The sequence below is a fragment of the Streptococcus sp. HMSC066F01 genome (assembly GCF_001837335.1).
In the GTDB taxonomy this organism is placed as follows: domain Bacteria; phylum Bacillota; class Bacilli; order Lactobacillales; family Streptococcaceae; genus Streptococcus; species Streptococcus oralis_S.
This window is the reverse complement of sequence record NZ_KV832119.1, coordinates 183,254-200,602: the sequence shown is the minus strand read 5'-3', so window position 1 is coordinate 200,602 and position 17,349 is coordinate 183,254. Positions and strand designations below refer to the sequence as shown.

The following is a 17,349-nucleotide window of genomic DNA, read 5'->3' as shown; positions in this document are numbered from 1 at the left end:
GCATTTATGAAAAAACCAGTTATTGGGATTACAGGAAATGAAAAAGCTCATCCAGATGATGACATCATGATGAGCTATGCAGCAAAAGGCTTTGTTGAAGGAGTCAAGGACGCTGGCGGAATTCCAATCATCCTACCGATTGGTGATCAAGAAATGGCTGCCTATTACATCAGTATCATTGATAAGCTCATCCTAACGGGTGGGCAAAATGTTGATCCAAAATACTATGGTGAACCAAAGGCTATTGATAGTGATGACTACCATCTTCAAAGAGATATTTTTGAACTAGCACTTATCAAAGAAGCGATTAAGCAAAAGAAACCAATTTTCTCTGTTTGTCGGGGTACTCAACTTTTCAATGTCGCCATGGGAGGCACGCTACACCAAGATATCGAGGATCATTGGCAGGACTGTTCAGCCGAATACACTACCCAACGCCTCGTAACGGAACCTGATACGATTCTCCGAGAAATCTATGGAGAAATCTCTCATATCAACTCCTTCCACCACCAGAGCATTAAAGATCTAGCCTCAAATCTTAAGGTTGTAGCACATGATCCTAAAGATGGAATCATTGAGGCTGTGACAACTACGGACGGCTTTCCTTATCTTGGTGTCCAATGGCATCCAGAATTTCTATTTGAAAATCGCCCCAAAGATAAAACGCTATTTGACTATGTTGTTAATGAACTCTAGGACTTATAAATAGGTTATTAAATCATGAATGAAATTGAAATACCTTCTACTCATGAGATTTTGAGAGATATAGAAGCTAATGTTTTCATATCTTATAAGAAAAAGGAAGCTAATCTTTTCTTATCAAACAATGAAAAAGAAATAAGTGTTTGCTTTCATCTTTCTAATCTCTATAGACTTTTAACAGCGGAAAGTTACCAATCTTTTTCTAAGAATAAAGAGAATTTCGATAAACTATCTCAAAAAGAAAAAGAAAAACAGCTGAAAGAAATGTCTAAAAAGGCAAAACGATTTTGTAAAAAGGCAGATGCCAAACTAAAAAGTAAATTTCGTTCAAGTCTTTACTTTTACAGAGATATTCTCATTCATAAAAAAAGATATTATAAAATCGAAGATTTCAATGCAATTGTCGACTTTATCGTTCAAGAAAATTTACTTGTACCCACGATAAAACCTCTTCCTGTTATCAATATGGCAGAAGTAGATTCCTATGTTTTAAAAGTAATTGAGTAAGATCATGTGCAATCTTAAATCAAATCAGTCTTTTCACGGTAACTAAAGTAATCAGAGTGAGAGACAATCAAATGGTCCAAGAACACAATTCCCATCAGTTCGCAGGCTTCCTTGACTAGTTTAGTGACATGGTTGTCGTTTCGACTAGGAGATACAGCACCGGATGGATGATTGTGAACGAGAATCACAGACGTTGCCATATGCTTCAAAGCATAGTGAAGGATTTCCCTTGGTTCTGCAATACTGCGTGTCGCAGAGCCGATAAAAATAGTTTGCTGATGAATGATTTGATTTTGAGTATTGAGATAGAGCGCCACTAGGTGCTCTTGTTTTTTATCGCCAAGTTCCTGTTGCATTTTCTTGGCTAGCTTTTGACTACTGAGAATACTTTCCATCTCAAGGGTTTCATGTTTGTGAATGCGATGTCCCAGTTCAATCACTGCTTGTAGTTCAATGGCCTTAATCCGTCCAATACCAGACAGACTCTGCAATTCCTGCAGGGTCATTTTTTTCAAATCAGTTAGACTAGTCAAACTGTTTAAGACTTTTTGGGCAATTTCAAAGACATTGGCCTGACGTGTTCCTGTTCTGAGCAGAATAGCTAGCAATTCTTGATTGCTTAGAGCCTCTACTCCTTCTTTAACTAGTCTTTCTCTAGGCAAGAGTGAATCTTCTTGGAATGAAATACTGTACATAAAAATCCTCCTCACTTTATTATTCGTGAGAAGGATGGAAAATTAGATTTTTTTCTCAATTGGAGCTACACTGGCTAAGAGTTTTTTCAGCCCCACTTCTGGGAAATTGATTTTCAACTCCTGAGTATCACCGCTACCAGAGACTTCCAGAACAGTTCCCTCTCCCCACTTCTTGTGGAGAGCAATATCCCCAATAGACCAGTTGGTATCGCTTGAATCTTTTTTATTTCCGGCTGCTAACTGTCCAAACGGAAGACCACTTGACTGGATAGAGCTTGGTGCAGCATTCCGTTTCCGTTCTTGAAGGGCCTGAGCTAGGCTCATACCTTGACCAAAGGCCACTCCACCACTGCTATAAGATGCCTTAAAGCTAGTATTCGCCGGACGAGCCAAACCTTGATACTCAAGCAAGTCCGAACTGATTTCATTAATAAAACGGGTCGGACGATTGTAGTTGGTACGCCCAAAAAGCAAGCGCGAATTTGCATTTGTCAGATAGAGGATCTTTTCTGCGCGTGTGATACCGACATAGGCCAAACGGCGTTCCTCTTCCAGCTCATCCGGATCTTCAGAGGCGCGATTGAGGGGAAAGACATTTTCCTCCATCCCGATGATAAAGACAACCGGAAACTCTAGTCCTTTCGCTGCGTGCAAGGTCATCAAGGTTACTTCTGATGTCTCCTCACTGCCCGAATCCGTGTCTGCAATCAAAGCCAAGTCATTCAAGAATCGACTGAGTTTGTCCAAACCTGTTTCCTCTTCTTGACTATCAGGATTGTCGTCAAAATTCTTAGTAACAGATAGGAACTCTTCGATATTCTCAACCCGAGACTTGCTTTCCAAGGTAGCTTGGGTATTAAGAAACTCGACATAACCTGTTTTTTCAAGAACTGCTTCAACCAACTCTGTGATGCTTAATTGGTCCAATTGCTCCCGTAAATCCAGTATCATATTGGCAAAATCCCAGATAGACTGGGCTGCTTTTCCTTTGATGCCAGATAACATGATATTGGCCGAAGCATCCAACATAGACATCTCTTGTATGCTAGCAAAGTCACGGATTTTCTCAACAGTTCCTGGTCCAATTCCACGTTTTGGTTCGTTGATAATGCGCTCAAAACTGATATTATCACTCAGATTAGCAATGAGATTGAGGTAGGCAATAATATCACGAATTTCTTTACGGCTGTAGAACTTGGTCCCTCCAACCATAGTATAAGGAATATTGGACTTGAGGAGAGCCTCCTCAATAGTACGAGATTGCGCATTAGTCCGATAAAGCACTGCAAAGTCTTTGTGAAGAAAGTTTTGGCTACGACCAAGTTCATCAATGGTTTTGGATACAAAAACAGCCTCATCTTGTTCGTCATTTGCACGATAGTAAATAATCTGTTCCCCATCAGCATTCTGGGTCCAGAGATTCTTAGGACGACGATTTTTATTGTTTTTGATGACGTCATTGGCGGCTTGGAGAATAGTTTTGGTTGAACGATAGTTTTCTTCTAACAAGACAACCTTGGCTTTGGGATAGTCTTTCTCAAAATCCAAGATATTTTGCATATCCGCACCGCGCCAACCGTAGATGGACTGGTCCGCATCTCCAACTACACAGATATTTTTAAATCGAGATGCCAAGAGTTTGACCAATTGATACTGGGCATGGTTGGTATCTTGGTACTCATCAACATGAATGTACTGGAACTTCTGCTGATAGTAGGTCAAAACATCAGGATTCTGATCAAAGAGACGCAAAGTCAACATGATCAAATCATCAAAGTCAACGGATTCAGACTGACGAAGCTCTTTTTGATAGGCTGTATAACACTGGGCCACGATTTGTGTGTACATATCGCCAGCTTGGGCAGCATAAGCCACATCATCAATCAAGTCATTCTTAGCATTGGAAATAGTCCCCAAAATTGTTCGTTCATTCCATTTTTTAGGGTCCAAGTTTAATTGCTTGAGGATTCGTTTCATGAGGGTACGCTGTTCACCAGGATCTACAATAGTGAAATTACGATTGTAGCCGATATGATCCGCATCCCGACGCAGAATACGAACACACATGGAGTGAAAAGTCGCAATCAGGCAATCCTGGGTTGCTGGATTAAGACCATAAGCACGCTCCTTCATCTCACGTGCTGCCTTATTGGTAAAGGTAATGGCCAAGATATTCCAAGGATTGACCATCTTTTCATCAATCAAGTAGGCGATTCTGTGAGTTAAAACACGAGTCTTCCCAGAACCAGCCCCCGCCATGATTAACAAGGGGCCTTCTGTCGTTTGCACCGCCTCAGCTTGACGGTCATTCATTCCATTCAATAATGCGTTCATTTTCTCTTCCTTATTCTTGAAGTCAATGTTTCTATTATATCAAAAATCAGGGAAAATATCTTTACATAGACCGGTTGCGTGTAGTAAACAACTCTCTCATAAACTGAAGACAACTACTTATATCTAGATAAAAAAATGAGCTTGGATATTATTCCCAAACTCATTTTAATTCATTTAAACTATTAGAACAATCCTAGAACGGTTCCATCACTTTCAACATCCATATTAAGAGCGGCTGGTCGTTTTGGAAGACCAGGCATAGTCATAACATCACCTGTTAAGGCAACGATGAAGCCTGCACCTAATTTTGGTACCAATTCACGAATGGTAATTTCAAAGTTTTCTGGGGCTCCAAGTGCATTTGGATTATCAGAGAAACTGTACTGAGTTTTAGCCATACAGATTGGCAATTTGTCCCAACCATTTTGAACGATTTGGGCAATTTGCGTTTGAGCTTTCTTCTCAAAGTTCACTTTGCTACCACGGTAGATTTCAGTAACAATCTTTTCAATCTTTTCTTGAACAGAAAGATCATTGTCATACAAACGTTTATAGTTAGCTGGATTTTCAGAGATAGTCTTAACAACCGTTTCAGCAAGCGCTACTCCTCCTTCTGCGCCATTAGCCCAGACACTAGCCAACTCTACTGGAACATCGATTGAAGCACAAAGTTCTTTCAAGGCTGCGATTTCAGCTTCTGTATCAGAGACAAATTCGTTAATCGCGACAACTGCAGGTACTCCAAATTTACGGATATTTTCAACGTGGCGTTTTAAGTTAGCAAAACCTGCACGAACTGCTTCTACGTTTTCTTCTGTCAAAGCATCTTTAGCAACGCCACCGTTCATCTTGAGGGCACGAAGGGTTGCGACGATGACTACCGCATCTGGAGAAGTTGGCAAGTTTGGTGTCTTGATATCAAGGAATTTCTCAGCACCGAGGTCTGCACCAAAACCAGCTTCAGTAACAGTATAATCAGCCAAGCGAAGGGCTGTGCTTGTCGCCAAAACAGAGTTACAACCGTGAGCGATATTGGCAAATGGACCACCATGTACAAAGGCTGGTGTACCGTAAATTGTCTGAACAAGGTTTGGTTTAATGGCATCTTTCAAGATTAGAGCCAAAGCACCTTCAACCTGCAAATCACCTACAGAAACAGGTGTACGGTCATAGCGGTATCCAATAACGATATTAGCCAAACGACGTTTCAAATCCTCGATGTCCGTTGCCAAGCACAAAATCGCCATGATTTCAGAAGCAACTGTAATATCAAAACCATCCTCACGTGGAATACCATTTAGAGGACCGCCAAGACCAACGGTCACATGGCGAAGAGCACGGTCGTTCAAGTCCACAACACGCTTCCAAATAATACGACGTTGGTCAATTCCCAGCTCATTTCCTTGGTGCAAGTGGTTGTCAATCAAGGCAGAAAGCGCATTGTTGGCAGTTGTAATGGCATGCATATCCCCAGTAAAGTGAAGGTTGATGTCTTCCATTGGCAGAACTTGAGCGTAACCACCGCCTGCAGCACCACCCTTGATCCCCATGACTGGACCAAGAGATGGTTCACGAATAGCAATCATCGTTTTCTTGCCAATTTTATTCAAGGCATCCGCCAGACCAATGGTAATGGTTGACTTTCCTTCACCCGCTGGTGTTGGGTTAATTGCAGTAACCAAGATCAATTTACCAACTGGATTGCTCTCAACTGCACGAATTTTATCAAAACTAAGCTTAGCCTTGTACTTTCCGTACAACTCCAAATCATCGTAAGAAATCCCAAGTTTCTCCACAACATCCACAATTGGCTTCAACTCAATATTTTGTGCGATTTCAATATCTGTTTTCATAGCAAACTCCTCTAACCTCTAATATGATAACTCATTATAACACAAAAAAAAGTTTTTTCACATACAAAAAGCTTAGTAAAGTTTATAAACATCAAGTTTTAAGGCCTATTTTAGTCATCTTTTTTACTTTTTATAAGTTTTTATAGCCAAAAACTATAATCAGGCTGGAAAATTAGATAAAATAACAAGCGCTTTCTTTTGATTCTATTTTATTTTTTGGTACAATAGTCCTATGAAAATTTTAGTTACATCGGGCGGTACGAGTGAAGCTATTGATAGTGTCCGCTCTATTACTAACCATTCTACAGGTCGCTTGGGGAAAATCATCACGGAGACCTTGCTGGCGGCAGGGCATGAAGTTTGTTTGATAACAACAAAACGAGCTCTGAAGCCTGAACCTCATCCCCATCTAACCATTCTAGAAATCAAAAATACGAATGATCTTCTTTTAGAGATGAAAGAGTGTGTTCAAGATTCTCAGGTCTTGATTCATTCGATGGCAGTTTCTGACTACACTCCTGTTTATATGACGGGACTAGATGAAGTTAAGACGAGTTCTAAACTGGAAGAATTATTAGACAAGCAAAACAAAGAAGCTAAGATTTCTTCAACTGATGAGGTTCAGGTTTTATTCCTGAAAAAAACACCCAAAATCATATCTCTAATCAAAGAATGGAATCCAGCTATTCATCTGATTGGGTTCAAACTATTGGTTGATGTTACTGAGGATCATCTTATTGAAGTTGCTAGACAGAGTCTTGTCAAGAACCAGGCTGACTTAATAATCGCAAATGACCTGACTCAAATTTCAGCCAATCAGCATCGCGCAATCTTTGTTGAGAATGATCATCTTCAAACCGTTCAAACCAAAGAGGAAATAGCAAACCTCCTGCTTGAAAAAATTCAAGCATACGATTCATAGAAAGGAAAGCCATGGCAAATATTCTCATCGCAGTGACAGGTTCCATTGCCTCCTATAAAGCAGCTGATTTAGTCAGTTCTTTGAAAAAACAAGGCCATCAGGTCACTGTCTTAATGACTGAGGCAGCGAGAGAGTTTATCCAACCGTTGACACTACAAGTCCTCTCTCAAAATCCTGTCCACCTTGATGTCATGCAGGAACCCGCTCCTGATCAAGTCAATCATATCGAACTAGGCAAAAGGACTGACCTTTTTATTGTAGCCCCAGCTACTGCTAATACCATCGCAAAGTTAGCCCATGGATTTGCGGACAACATGGTGACAAGTACAGCACTTGCCCTGCCAGACCACGTCAAAAAGTTAGTCGCGCCAGCCATGAATACAAAGATGTATGACCATCCGGCAACCCAGGCTAATCTAAAAACATTAGAGACCTATGGTTATCAGATCATCTCTCCAAAAGAATCTCTACTAGCCTGTGGCGATCACGGCAAAGGCGCCCTAGCTGACCTGAATACTATATTAGAAAGAATAAAGGAAACCCTCGATGAACAAACGCTCTAACATTGCCCCAATTGCTATCTTTTTTGCAGTTATGCTCGTTATCCACTTTTTGAGCTCTCTCCTATTTAATCTTTTCCCATTTCCAATTAAACCAACTATCGTTCATATTCCAGTAATCATTGCTAGTATCATTTACGGCCCACGAGTTGGTGTTACACTTGGTTTCTTGATGGGACTGCTAAGCTTAACGGTAAACACGATTACCATCCTTCCAACCAGCTACCTCTTCTCACCATTCGTACCGAACGGAAATATCTATTCTGCGATTATCGCTATTGTCCCTCGCGTTTTGATTGGGCTGACACCTTATCTAGTTTATAAATTATTAAAAAACAGAACGGGTCTCATCTTTGCTGGTGCCCTCGGTTCCCTTACCAACACCGTCTTTGTCCTTGGGGGAATCTTCTTCCTTTTTGGAAATGTCTTCGACGGCAATATCCAAAAACTCCTAGCAACAGTTATTTCTACAAACTCAATTGCCGAGCTTGTCATCTCTGCCGTTCTAACAGTAGCAATTGTTCCCCGTCTCGAAACCTTGAAGAAATAAAAAAACAACTCCACTTTCATCCTGAAGGTGGAGTTTAGCTTTTAAAACATGAGAAACATCAATAGAATGTGAAATCCAAAGCGCAGGAGCTGATGTGAAAGAGGGGTAGGTTGCTGACTTTTCTGGCTATCCAAGTATAAGGTTAGTGATAGTAAAACCAAACCAAATGTAATCACCAATCTGACGAAATGGGCAATTTCTAGTATTGCGGCCATCAAAAGAAAACCTAGTAAAGGTAGGCTAAAAAGTGAAATAGCCAGACTACTTGCTAATAGAGAGAGAAAGGAAAGGACCAATAAACTATAAACTAGGAAACGAGTCCAACCTGAGACTACTTTCCCTTCTTTCTCCTGTTTTGACATCATCACGATTACCACAACTAGGTAAACAACAAGTATCATCACATTTTCTCCTAAATCAAAAATTCTTTACCACATTTTAACCAAATTTGTCTTAAAAATCAATATTGAATCTTGACTTGGCTGACTATTTATTGTACTATACTTATGTATATACAGATAAATGGAGGTTCTTATGGATATACGAAAAAAAACGCAGTTTATGACCATGACTGCCCTACTCACTGCAATAGCGATTTTGATTCCAATCATTATGCCTTTTAAAATCGTTATCCCACCGGCTTCTTACACCTTGGGAAGTCATATCCCCATCTTTATCGCCATGTTTCTTTCGCCTTTGATGGCTGCTTTTGTGATTATTGCTTCTAGTCTTGGTTTTCTGATGGCAGGCTATCCGCCTGTTATTGTACTTCGTGCCTTCTCTCACATTGTTTTTGGTACTTTGGGGGCTTTGTACTTAAAAAAATTCCCTGAAACCTTGGATAAACCAAAGGCGTCTTGGATTTTTAACTTTGTTTTGGGTGTTGTTCATGCTATCGCTGAAGTAATAGCTTGTATCATCTTTTATGCTACTTCAGGGACAAATGTTGAAAATATGTTTTATGTTCTCTTTGTACTAGTTGGTTTTGGCACAATCGTCCATAGTATGGTAGACTATACATTAGCACTAGCTGTCTATAAAGTGCTTCGAAAACGTCGCTAAAAGGAAAAACTATGACAAAGGATCGCAAACAAGCTCTTCTCAAACTGTTAAAAGAGGCGCCAAAAGCTCTCAATGGTCAAACCTTGGCTGAACACTTCCATGTTACGCGCCAGGTCATTGTACAGGACATCGCTATTCTCCGAGCAGATGGAGCTCCTATCCTATCCACCAATCGTGGTTATATCTACAAAGAAAATGATGCCAGCCCCTACGTTCACAAACTCTTTAAAGTGAAACATGAACTGGAAGAAATCGGTCAGGAACTACTAGCCATTGTAGATAACGGCGGACGCGTTCAGAATACCTTGATTGACCATCCTGTTTATGGCGAAATTGAAACCCTACTCAAACTCACTTGCCGTCGAGATGTCCAGCACTTTCTAGAACAAGTCGAGAATTCAGACTTTAGACCCCTTTCTGAATTGACAGACGGCATCCATTACCACCTTGTTGAAGCCGAGACACAACAAGACCTCCACTATATCGAGGAGGCCTTGGATCAGTTAGGTTATTTAGTAAAAGACTAGAAAATTTCTTTCTCCCAGCCGTCCTCTGTACGGTGGCGATAGAAGAACTCAGACTTGTCAGGTGCTTCCATCATTTCCATCAGAGGCAACATATCATAGGCCAGATCCAAGTTTGGAATCTGGTCTTTTTGCACCCAAGATACTTCTCCTTCATCTGAAGATTGGAGATTCCCAGTAAACTCTGTCGCCTTATAACAAAAAACGATGTAACGCCCACCTGTATCTAAGGGCCAGTTTTTAATGCCGACTAGTTGTGGATTCTGAATGGTTAGACCTGTTTCTTCATAAATCTCACGAATGACAGACTCGGCAAAGGCCTCGCCATTCTCAACATGTCCTCCTGGAAAGGCATAGCCAGACCAGCGATTGTTTTCGGGTGAACGATACTGCATCACCACGCGCTGGGTTTCGAGGTCTTCAATCAGACAGATATTGGTTAAAATAGTTGCTTGGGAACGTGACATGGATTCACTCACTTTCTATTTGTTATTATTCATCTCGATATTTTACTTCTGACTTCATGATAAAGGGATTGATCAATTCATGATGGTCATAAGTAGTACGGGCCAAAAAACCTCTAGCAATGATGATTTCCTTATCTTCTATGCGATAGTCTATATTGATAGGGACGGCTGGATCCGAGATAACTGATAAAACAAAGAATGCTGCAAACCAAAGGTAAAATGTCACCAATCCACTAAATATTTGAAAAATAAGGTGATACCATTTAGCATCTCTTGTCCTATAAAAGATTCTCCAAGGATGGATTAGGAAGGTCAAACAAAGAATGAAAAACCAACTATTCCACAAAATCGGCGTAAAAGATAGTCCAAAAACCAGCAACACCAAATGAAGAACCACAAAGGTCAGCAAAGCCAAATAAAGTGTCTTAAACGAAATTAACTTAGTTAGATTTTCTTTTGTCATAATTTTTCCTCTTTTTATCATTATATTTCAAAATCACCATCAATATCGCTGGAATGATGAAAAAGATTAGATAGGTAGCAATTGGAAGCCAGATGTAGCGATAATCAACAGATAATAAGGAAGGAATTTTTTTAACATTTCTCCCTTTCACCCCAACAAGTAAGTGGAGGAGAAAAATAGGTCCATTTATGTATAGAAAAGCTTTTAAAAATCCTTGTACTGAAGCCTTATTGATAAAACCATCTCTAAAAATACCTTGATAGAGTGTGTGCACCAAAAAGACAAAATTCATAATAATTGGCAAGACATAGGACATTTCTTGATATGGTTTCGGGATAAGTGACGTCCCGAACAACACATACATGATACCAAAAATAGATAATAATATTATACCACCATCCATAAAAGAAGCAATCTTTGAATGTCTTTCCAGCCACAATTGGACGTTAGCTATCAAAGAATACTTTTTCTGGATTTTTCTCATTTTTCTGTCCTGTTGTTTGACCTTCTTTTTTCTCTTAATCTTTCGTTCCATTTACGCCTCCTTCTTCTCTTTTCTATCCGTATAATCAAAAGCAGAATGCCCAGCCCCAAGAAAAAGAAAAAGAGATAACTTACAATAGGGACCCAGACATATGCTGGATCCATAGAAATTATGGGAGGGAAATTCGTTTTCTTACGACGTCCTAGCCAATTCAGACCTACCAAGAGATGAAGGGGAAAAAGAAGACCATTAAACCCAATAAATCCCCATGAAAAGTAACGCCATTTCTGAAGTTTATCACTACTAAAACGAAAGACAAGGATATAAGTTGATAAGATCAGAAGGATAAGATTGAAGCTTAAGGGGGAAAGATAGTTCATGTTCGGTAATGGATAACTAATGTAAGAGGCGGCAAGAAATGATACAAACATAGATCCAAATAATACACTCGTATCCAAAAGTTGACCAATCCTTCTGTGCCTTTCCAGCCAAAGAAAAATCCTCTTAGTCCAAGAAGACTTTTCGTTTGTCTTGTACTTCATTTGTCTACTCATCTTCATTTTCATCTACTCCTTTTTTTGAACCTTTAGAGAGAAAGAAGATTGCCAGAGTTAACATCAAGACTAGAAGATAGACGACAATAGGAAACCAGATATAGGATGACTCCAGTGAAAACAAAGGTGACAGAACGACTCTTGCTCTTTTTCTCACGCCAATCAGTTGAAAAATGAAGCTAAGGATATTGATATAAATAAAGGGTTCACAAAATCTTTTAAGGGTCCTTTCTTTTTTAGTTTTCACTGACAAAAAGAGAGCATAGAACCTATTACCCAAGATAAAAAAATTCAGTTGCAAGGGAAATAAGAGTTCTCTGTACCGAAAATCAGCTGGAAGGCTTTTGTTTTGTGATGTTGTAAATTCTATAACTAGGAACAAGAAGATATAAAAGACAATATCAAGCATAAATTTGAAAAATCGATGCCCTTGTAACCAAAAACGAACAGAATCTAAGCCTGATGATTTCTTATAATTCTTCTCTTTTAATTTCATAACAACTTCTCTCTATTCAAAAATATATTCTAAAACGTAATCATTTGTTGATTTTGCAATCTGAAAACAAATCACAACTGTCCTTGCATTTAACTCTCAAATTCTGATGATTTCTTATATACCATTCTAATTTCAGTGATCGGTTTTCCAAGTTCAAGTATTTTTTCTTGACCATCAAGAGTAAAACCCATTTTTTGATAAAACGCAATGGCTCGCTTATTCTCTTTTAATACCCATAAGAATATTTCAGAGAACTGTTCAAGAGTCGTCAGAGCTTCCTTCATTAACTTCTGAGCAATACCTTTTCCATAATAGTCTTTTAAAACATATAAGGCAATGATTTCTCCAGCTTGAATAGCCTCATCACGAAAGTTTCCATAACTGATAAAACCAACTACCTTCATGCCATCCATCGCGATCAATGTATTTTCAGGATATTTTTGACTAAAGAATCGACATCTTTCTAATGTCATTGTCTCCTGAAATTCTGCAGGTAAAAGGTCGTCATAAGCCTCTCTCCACGTCTGCCAATGAACGAGGGACTTACCTTCTATCTCTTCAGGAGTTTCCATCTGTTTGATAGTTAGGTTCATTTATTTTACCCCATTCTTCTCTCAAAATACCATATTTAATACTTTCAAAATATTTGCCTTGGTAATAACGAACTTTTGGAATATGAGCTTCTTTTTTCATTCTTAATTTTTCAGCCAATTTCATCATACCAAAATTTCCTGACCAAGTTGTCAAACCAAGATGCTCCAACTCCAAGTAATCCTGAAATGTCCGATCTATCCACTGTAGCATAGCAACTTTTCCAATGCCAGAGTTCCAAAACTTGTTATCATAAATACAAATCCCCAATTCCATCCATCTTGTTTGTTTACATACCTAGTAGCGCGAAACAGTCCCAACTAGTTTATCATCAACAAAAATACCAAGGCGATTTGAGTTGTTTAGAGTAGATTCTGATTTTTGTAGTTTAAATTCTTGAAAATTAGGAAAATGCTGATAATCGTCATAATAGGGAGCATCATACTGCTTCCAAATTGGATTAGATTGTGAATAAGCAATTTCCCACAAAGACACCAAATCTTCTTCAATTAGTTTTCTTAAATAAACCATACTTTTTCCTAATCCAACGCCTTGACTTCCTCAGCAACTTTTTGCAGATATTTTTGTCTTGTAGAATTTGTATTCACCTCACGCCCTAACTCACCCAAAATTGAAACTTTCTTTGTTTTAATACCGCAGTGATTTAGGACAGCATTCTTTAATACTGATATTCCATAACTGTCTGGAATATTGATAGAGCCTGAAAATACTTTGTACCACCATGTTGGTGCCATTGATGTTGCGTAAATACTGGCTGTTTTTCCTTTTAGTAACTTTTTAAACTGCTGACCCCTTAAGTAGTTCCAAATAAAACTTCCTTTATTATTAGCAGAGTACGCAATTCCTAGCGTGAAAACACGATCAATCCACCCCTTCAATAAACTAGGCATACTACTCCACCAAATTGGATAAACGAAAATGAAATGATCTGCCCACTGGATTAATTCCTGAGAGCGAAGTATGAAGGGATCCTCTTCCATCCGTTTTCGATAACCATAACGTAATACAGGATCAAAATCTATCTCATTTAGGTTAATAGATTCAAGCTCATGATGATTTGAGTCAATATTTTCTACAATCGTTTGAAAAATTTCTTGACAGAAACTTCCCTTGTCAGGATGTCCATTAATGACTAAAATTTTAATTCGTTTTCTCCTATCTAATCCAACGCCTTCACTTCCAACATCATGTCACGTATCTGAGCTGCGAGTTCAAAGTCAAGCACTTCGACGGCTTCTTGCATTTGTTTTTCTAGTTTCTTGACAAGTTCTTTGCGCTCTTGTTTGTTGAGGCTATTGATATCGACTTCCTTGTCCTCTTCTTTGGAAACTGCCTTGGTTACGGCGATTAGATCACGGATAAGTTCAGTAAAACTTAAGTTCTCAGTGAAGTGTATATTTTAATGCCTCTTGCTCCTATTTTAATAAGACAATAAAGTTTTAAGTCTGTTTAAGATTTTTAACACTCTTTATTAAAGTAAGAATATACGCCATTAATTTATTTCTAAAATACTCAATCATAGCGCCAGAAAAGAACAGGGCCAGTGTCATAACTAGAATCATAATGACAAAAATGGGAAATTCTTGTTCTTCAACTAAAGTATGGATGGTTGGTATAATTCTTCTAAAAATAAGAGGATGTACATGAAACAGATAGACCCCCAAAGTTAGTGGAGATATTAAAAGAACTAGTCTCTTAAAAGTTAAGGGAATATCTTTAATATTCAAGAAGAGTAAAAATATTGCTATTCCTTGCAGTGTGACCGTAGGAGAAATATAACTTCTCCACTTTTCAAAACCAAGCCAGCACAATATAAAAGTTAAACTAGTTAGAAATAAAATGAATCCACTAACATTACGTATTTGAAAACGACTTTCGTAATTTGATTTTCTAATTATTGCTCCTATAGTGTACAAAAGAATCATCCATAATACACTATATCCACCCCACAAGCCCAGAATATCTTGTTTAAATACTGTAGGTATGACAGAAAAGTATATAAATGCTCCACTAACAATTGGAAGCAATTGTTCGTTCTTCAATGTCAGCACTGCTTGATTCAAAAATGGTGCTATTAAGACTAAACCAAAATAGCAACTCATATACCAATACTGTCCATGACTTATTGGAGTTAAAGCTGAAAACCAATCACTTAAGTTAACAGATGATTTTGAAAAAATAGCAAATACAAAAGTAATTGAAATAGTATAGAAAATAATCTGTACCCAAAAACCAAACATTTTTTTATAACTAAATTGTGAATAAAGACCGACATACCCACTGATTAAAATATAAATATTTACAGCTGGATATGAGAAAGCTTCTAAAAAATTTGCAATAATATAGTAAAGATCTTTTTGACTATCAACTTTCTCCAAAATTCCTCCCATACCCAAAACATGTAAGTTGCAAATCATCAACATAGCGAAAATTCTACAACATTCAATGCCTATGTGTTTAGTTTTTTTTGCTGTCATATTATGTCTTTCTATATATTTCTATTTCTTTATAATTTTTTCAGTTTAACGCCTTCACTTCCAACATCATATCACGAATCTGAGCTGCGAGTTCAAAGTCAAGCACTTCGACGGCTTCTTGCATTTGTTTTTCCAGTTTCTTGACGAGTTCCTTGCGTTCTTGTTTGTTGAGGCTATTGATATCGACTTCCTTGTCCTCTTCTTTGGAAACTGCCTTGGTTACGGCGATTAGATCACGGATTTCTTTCTTTATGGTTTGAGGTACGATACCATGTTCTTCATTATAAGCCATCTGGATTTTACGACGACGGGCTGTTTCATCGATGGCTTTTTGCATAGACTGGGTTATGGTGTCCGCATACATGATGACATGTCCTTCGCTATTACGGGCAGCACGTCCAATGGTCTGGATGAGTCCACGCTCGTTACGGAGGAATCCTTCCTTGTCAGCATCTAGAATAGCAACCAAGCTTACCTCAGGAACGTCAATCCCTTCACGGAGCAGGTTGATTCCGACCAAGACATCAAAGACACCCAAACGTAGGTCACGGATAATCTCCGTTCGTTCCAAGGTCTTAATATCTGAGTGCATGTACTTGACCTTGATGCCCATTTCTTTGAAGTAGTCGGTCAAGTCTTCTGCCATTTTCTTGGTCAAGGTTGTAATAAAGGTTCGTTCATTCTTTTCAACACGGGCATTGATTTCACCTAGGAGGTCATCAATCTGTCCCATAGTTGGACGAACTTCCACTTCTGGGTCTAGAAGCCCTGTTGGACGAATGATTTGCTCAATCACTGTCTCGGTCTGTTCATTTTCATAGTCACCTGGTGTTGCTGAAACGTAAACAATCTGATGAACATGACTCTCAAACTCCTCACGGCGTAAAGGACGATTGTCCAGGGCTGACGGTAAACGAAAACCATAATTAACCAGCATTTCCTTACGTGAACGGTCTCCATTGTACATGCCCTTAATCTGCCCCATGGTCATGTGACTTTCATCAATCATGATTAAGAAATCATCTGGGAAGAAATCAAGAAGCGTATAAGGAGGCTCTCCTTCGCTACGACCATCCATGTGGCGAGAATAGTTCTCAACCCCATTTGTATAGCCCATCTCACGCAGCATTTCGATATCATACTCTGTCCGCTGTTTCAAACGCTGGGCTTCTAGCAGTTTGCCTTCCTTTTCAAAGACAGCTAACTGCTCCTCCAACTCTGCCTGAATCTTGGCAATAGCAACTTCCATGTGGTCGTCATTGGTCACAAAGTGAGTAGCAGGGAAAATCGCCAGATGATCCACTTCTCCCAATACCTGACCCGTCAGAGCCTCAACTTCTCGGATACGGTCAATCTCATCACCGAAAAATTCTACTCGAAAGGCATGCTCATCACGGGAAGCTGGGAAAATCTCCACCACATCCCCTCGAACGCGAAATCTTCCCCGTTGGAAATCAATATCATTGCGTTCAAACTGAATATCAACCAAGTCATTCAAGAGTTTATCACGAGAAATCTCCAGACCTGGACGGAGACTCACCACACTGTCAGCATATTCCTTGGGCGAACCCAAACCATAGATACAAGAGACAGAAGCTACGACGATGACATCGTTACGCTCCAGAAGAGCTGAAGTCGCTGAGTGTCGAAGCTTGTCAATCTCATCATTGACCGAGCTATCCTTCTCAATATAGGTATCGCTCGAAGGGACATAGGCCTCTGGTTGATAATAATCATAGTAGGATACGAAGTACTCGACTGCATTTTCAGGGAAAAATTCCTTGAACTCCCCATAGAGCTGCCCAGCTAGCGTTTTGTTATGGGCAATGACCAAAGTTGGTTTATTAACTTTGGAAATGACCTGACTCATGGTATAGGTCTTCCCTGTACCCGTCGCCCCCATCAAAATTTGGGCCTTCTCTCCACCTTCGATATTGTCAACCAACTGCTCAATCGCTTGGGGTTGATCTCCTGAAGGTTGGTATTTTGATACTAGTTTAAATTTATTATCTGTAATTCTATTAATCATGATTGCCTCATCTGCATTTTTCTATCCTTCTATTTTACCATAAATTTACTTTTCAGAC

Annotated in this window: 19 protein-coding genes and 2 pseudogenes; 7 read left to right on the top strand and 14 right to left on the bottom strand. The window is 39.1% G+C overall.

What is annotated here, in order from left to right:
- Positions 1-6: 6 nt before the first annotated feature.
- The gene (locus tag HMPREF2655_RS08205; protein WP_000743311.1) at positions 7-696 is read left to right on the top strand and encodes a gamma-glutamyl-gamma-aminobutyrate hydrolase family protein; all 690 of its coding nucleotides are present in this window, start codon (positions 7-9) and stop codon (positions 694-696) included.
- 24 nt (positions 697-720) lie between these two features.
- Positions 721-1,209, top strand: coding sequence for a hypothetical protein (locus HMPREF2655_RS08200; RefSeq protein ID WP_070838530.1), 489 nt, complete (start codon positions 721-723; stop codon positions 1,207-1,209).
- A gap of 14 nt (positions 1,210-1,223) precedes the next feature.
- Here HMPREF2655_RS08200 and radC read toward each other — a convergent pair whose 3' ends face one another.
- The 3 genes from radC to HMPREF2655_RS08185 all read right to left on the bottom strand — a co-directional run bounded on the left by radC (position 1,224) and on the right by HMPREF2655_RS08185 (position 6,091).
- Complete coding sequence (gene radC, locus HMPREF2655_RS08195) at positions 1,224-1,904, bottom strand: RadC family protein (RefSeq protein ID WP_070838528.1); 681 nt, start codon at positions 1,902-1,904, stop codon at positions 1,224-1,226.
- A gap of 42 nt (positions 1,905-1,946) precedes the next feature.
- Positions 1,947-4,238, bottom strand: a complete 2,292-nt coding sequence (pcrA, locus tag HMPREF2655_RS08190) for a DNA helicase PcrA (RefSeq protein WP_070838526.1) — start codon at positions 4,236-4,238, stop codon at positions 1,947-1,949.
- Positions 4,239-4,420: 182 nt separating this feature from the next.
- A complete protein-coding gene (locus tag HMPREF2655_RS08185) occupies positions 4,421-6,091 on the bottom strand; it encodes a formate--tetrahydrofolate ligase (protein WP_070838524.1) in 1,671 nt (556 codons plus the stop codon).
- A 232-nt stretch (positions 6,092-6,323) separates the two neighbouring features.
- Between HMPREF2655_RS08185 and coaB the strand changes: the two genes are divergently transcribed.
- The 3 genes from coaB to HMPREF2655_RS08170 are packed head-to-tail and all read left to right on the top strand — an operon-like array spanning position 6,324 to position 8,123.
- On the top strand, positions 6,324-7,013 hold the full coding sequence (coaB, locus tag HMPREF2655_RS08180; protein ID WP_070838522.1) for a phosphopantothenate--cysteine ligase: 690 nt from the start codon (positions 6,324-6,326) through the stop codon (positions 7,011-7,013).
- Between the two features lie 11 nt (positions 7,014-7,024).
- Complete coding sequence (gene coaC, locus HMPREF2655_RS08175) at positions 7,025-7,576, top strand: phosphopantothenoylcysteine decarboxylase (RefSeq protein WP_070838520.1); 552 nt, start codon at positions 7,025-7,027, stop codon at positions 7,574-7,576.
- Complete coding sequence (locus tag HMPREF2655_RS08170; protein ID WP_001042723.1) at positions 7,560-8,123, top strand: ECF transporter S component; 564 nt, start codon at positions 7,560-7,562, stop codon at positions 8,121-8,123. The genes coaC and HMPREF2655_RS08170 overlap by 17 nt, the downstream gene beginning before the upstream one ends.
- A 41-nt stretch (positions 8,124-8,164) precedes the next feature.
- Here the strand turns inward: HMPREF2655_RS08170 and HMPREF2655_RS08165 are convergent, their stop codons facing one another.
- Entirely contained in the window at positions 8,165-8,524 is a 360-nt protein-coding gene (locus HMPREF2655_RS08165; RefSeq protein WP_070838519.1) for a hypothetical protein, read from the bottom strand.
- A gap of 133 nt (positions 8,525-8,657) precedes the next feature.
- Here HMPREF2655_RS08165 and HMPREF2655_RS08160 point away from each other — a divergent pair, with 133 nt between their 5' ends.
- Positions 8,658-9,185 carry an ECF transporter S component gene (locus HMPREF2655_RS08160; protein WP_000354644.1) on the top strand — a complete coding sequence of 176 codons (528 nt, stop codon included), beginning with the start codon at positions 8,658-8,660 and terminating at the stop codon, positions 9,183-9,185.
- Positions 9,186-9,196: 11 nt separating this feature from the next.
- Positions 9,197-9,712: a transcription repressor NadR gene (locus tag HMPREF2655_RS08155; protein ID WP_070838517.1), complete on the top strand. Its 516-nt coding sequence runs from the start codon at positions 9,197-9,199 to the stop codon at positions 9,710-9,712.
- On the opposite strand, the gene HMPREF2655_RS08150 is transcribed toward HMPREF2655_RS08155, so the two are convergent.
- From HMPREF2655_RS08150 to uvrB, 10 genes and pseudogenes are all read right to left on the bottom strand, one after another.
- Positions 9,709-10,176 carry an 8-oxo-dGTP diphosphatase gene (locus HMPREF2655_RS08150; RefSeq protein ID WP_000091500.1) on the bottom strand — a complete coding sequence of 156 codons (468 nt, stop codon included), beginning with the start codon at positions 10,174-10,176 and terminating at the stop codon, positions 9,709-9,711. The genes HMPREF2655_RS08155 and HMPREF2655_RS08150 overlap by 4 nt on opposite strands.
- A 25-nt stretch (positions 10,177-10,201) precedes the next feature.
- Positions 10,202-10,639: a hypothetical protein gene (locus HMPREF2655_RS08145; RefSeq protein WP_049549939.1), complete on the bottom strand. Its 438-nt coding sequence runs from the start codon at positions 10,637-10,639 to the stop codon at positions 10,202-10,204.
- Complete coding sequence (locus HMPREF2655_RS08140; RefSeq protein WP_070838516.1) at positions 10,617-11,174, bottom strand: hypothetical protein; 558 nt, start codon at positions 11,172-11,174, stop codon at positions 10,617-10,619. The genes HMPREF2655_RS08145 and HMPREF2655_RS08140 overlap by 23 nt, the downstream gene beginning before the upstream one ends.
- A gap of 495 nt (positions 11,175-11,669) precedes the next feature.
- A complete protein-coding gene (locus HMPREF2655_RS08130; protein ID WP_070838512.1) occupies positions 11,670-12,173 on the bottom strand; it encodes a hypothetical protein in 504 nt (167 codons plus the stop codon).
- An 89-nt stretch (positions 12,174-12,262) separates the two neighbouring features.
- Complete coding sequence (locus tag HMPREF2655_RS08125) at positions 12,263-12,766, bottom strand: GNAT family N-acetyltransferase (protein ID WP_070838510.1); 504 nt, start codon at positions 12,764-12,766, stop codon at positions 12,263-12,265.
- A pseudogene (locus HMPREF2655_RS08120) lies at positions 12,732-13,295 on the bottom strand (GNAT family N-acetyltransferase). Before HMPREF2655_RS08120 ends, HMPREF2655_RS08125 begins: the two are co-directional and overlap by 35 nt.
- 8 nt (positions 13,296-13,303) lie before the next feature.
- Positions 13,304-13,930 carry an NAD(P)H-dependent oxidoreductase gene (locus tag HMPREF2655_RS08115; protein ID WP_070838508.1) on the bottom strand — a complete coding sequence of 209 codons (627 nt, stop codon included), beginning with the start codon at positions 13,928-13,930 and terminating at the stop codon, positions 13,304-13,306.
- Between the two features lie 14 nt (positions 13,931-13,944).
- Positions 13,945-14,145: pseudogene (locus HMPREF2655_RS10120) on the bottom strand (UvrB/UvrC motif-containing protein); the annotation flags it as partial.
- Between the two features lie 79 nt (positions 14,146-14,224).
- Positions 14,225-15,262 (bottom strand): acyltransferase, encoded by a 1,038-nt coding sequence (locus HMPREF2655_RS08110; protein ID WP_070838506.1) that lies wholly within the window; start codon positions 15,260-15,262, stop codon positions 14,225-14,227.
- A gap of 40 nt (positions 15,263-15,302) precedes the next feature.
- Entirely contained in the window at positions 15,303-17,291 is a 1,989-nt protein-coding gene (gene uvrB, locus HMPREF2655_RS08105; RefSeq protein WP_070838504.1) for an excinuclease ABC subunit UvrB, read from the bottom strand.
- Positions 17,292-17,349 lie beyond the last annotated feature (58 nt).

What these genes read in the sequence shown, in the direction of transcription:
- HMPREF2655_RS08205 (WP_000743311.1), top strand. Translation starts at nt 7, where the DNA reads ATGAAAAAACCAGTTATTGGGATTACAGGAAATGAAAAAGCTCATCCA.
- HMPREF2655_RS08200 (WP_070838530.1), top strand. Translation starts at nt 721, where the DNA reads ATGAATGAAATTGAAATACCTTCTACTCATGAGATTTTGAGAGATATA.
- radC (WP_070838528.1), bottom strand. Translation starts at nt 1,904, where the DNA reads ATGTACAGTATTTCATTCCAAGAAGATTCACTCTTGCCTAGAGAAAGA.
- pcrA (WP_070838526.1), bottom strand. Translation starts at nt 4,238, where the DNA reads ATGAACGCATTATTGAATGGAATGAATGACCGTCAAGCTGAGGCGGTG.
- HMPREF2655_RS08185 (WP_070838524.1), bottom strand. Translation starts at nt 6,091, where the DNA reads ATGAAAACAGATATTGAAATCGCACAAAATATTGAGTTGAAGCCAATT.
- coaB (WP_070838522.1), top strand. Translation starts at nt 6,324, where the DNA reads ATGAAAATTTTAGTTACATCGGGCGGTACGAGTGAAGCTATTGATAGT.
- coaC (WP_070838520.1), top strand. Translation starts at nt 7,025, where the DNA reads ATGGCAAATATTCTCATCGCAGTGACAGGTTCCATTGCCTCCTATAAA.
- HMPREF2655_RS08170 (WP_001042723.1), top strand. Translation starts at nt 7,560, where the DNA reads ATGAACAAACGCTCTAACATTGCCCCAATTGCTATCTTTTTTGCAGTT.
- HMPREF2655_RS08165 (WP_070838519.1), bottom strand. Translation starts at nt 8,524, where the DNA reads ATGATACTTGTTGTTTACCTAGTTGTGGTAATCGTGATGATGTCAAAA.
- HMPREF2655_RS08160 (WP_000354644.1), top strand. Translation starts at nt 8,658, where the DNA reads ATGGATATACGAAAAAAAACGCAGTTTATGACCATGACTGCCCTACTC.
- HMPREF2655_RS08155 (WP_070838517.1), top strand. Translation starts at nt 9,197, where the DNA reads ATGACAAAGGATCGCAAACAAGCTCTTCTCAAACTGTTAAAAGAGGCG.
- HMPREF2655_RS08150 (WP_000091500.1), bottom strand. Translation starts at nt 10,176, where the DNA reads ATGTCACGTTCCCAAGCAACTATTTTAACCAATATCTGTCTGATTGAA.
- HMPREF2655_RS08145 (WP_049549939.1), bottom strand. Translation starts at nt 10,639, where the DNA reads ATGACAAAAGAAAATCTAACTAAGTTAATTTCGTTTAAGACACTTTAT.
- HMPREF2655_RS08140 (WP_070838516.1), bottom strand. Translation starts at nt 11,174, where the DNA reads ATGGAACGAAAGATTAAGAGAAAAAAGAAGGTCAAACAACAGGACAGA.
- HMPREF2655_RS08130 (WP_070838512.1), bottom strand. Translation starts at nt 12,173, where the DNA reads ATGAAATTAAAAGAGAAGAATTATAAGAAATCATCAGGCTTAGATTCT.
- HMPREF2655_RS08125 (WP_070838510.1), bottom strand. Translation starts at nt 12,766, where the DNA reads ATGAACCTAACTATCAAACAGATGGAAACTCCTGAAGAGATAGAAGGT.
- HMPREF2655_RS08110 (WP_070838506.1), bottom strand. Translation starts at nt 15,262, where the DNA reads ATGACAGCAAAAAAAACTAAACACATAGGCATTGAATGTTGTAGAATT.
- uvrB (WP_070838504.1), bottom strand. Translation starts at nt 17,291, where the DNA reads ATGATTAATAGAATTACAGATAATAAATTTAAACTAGTATCAAAATAC.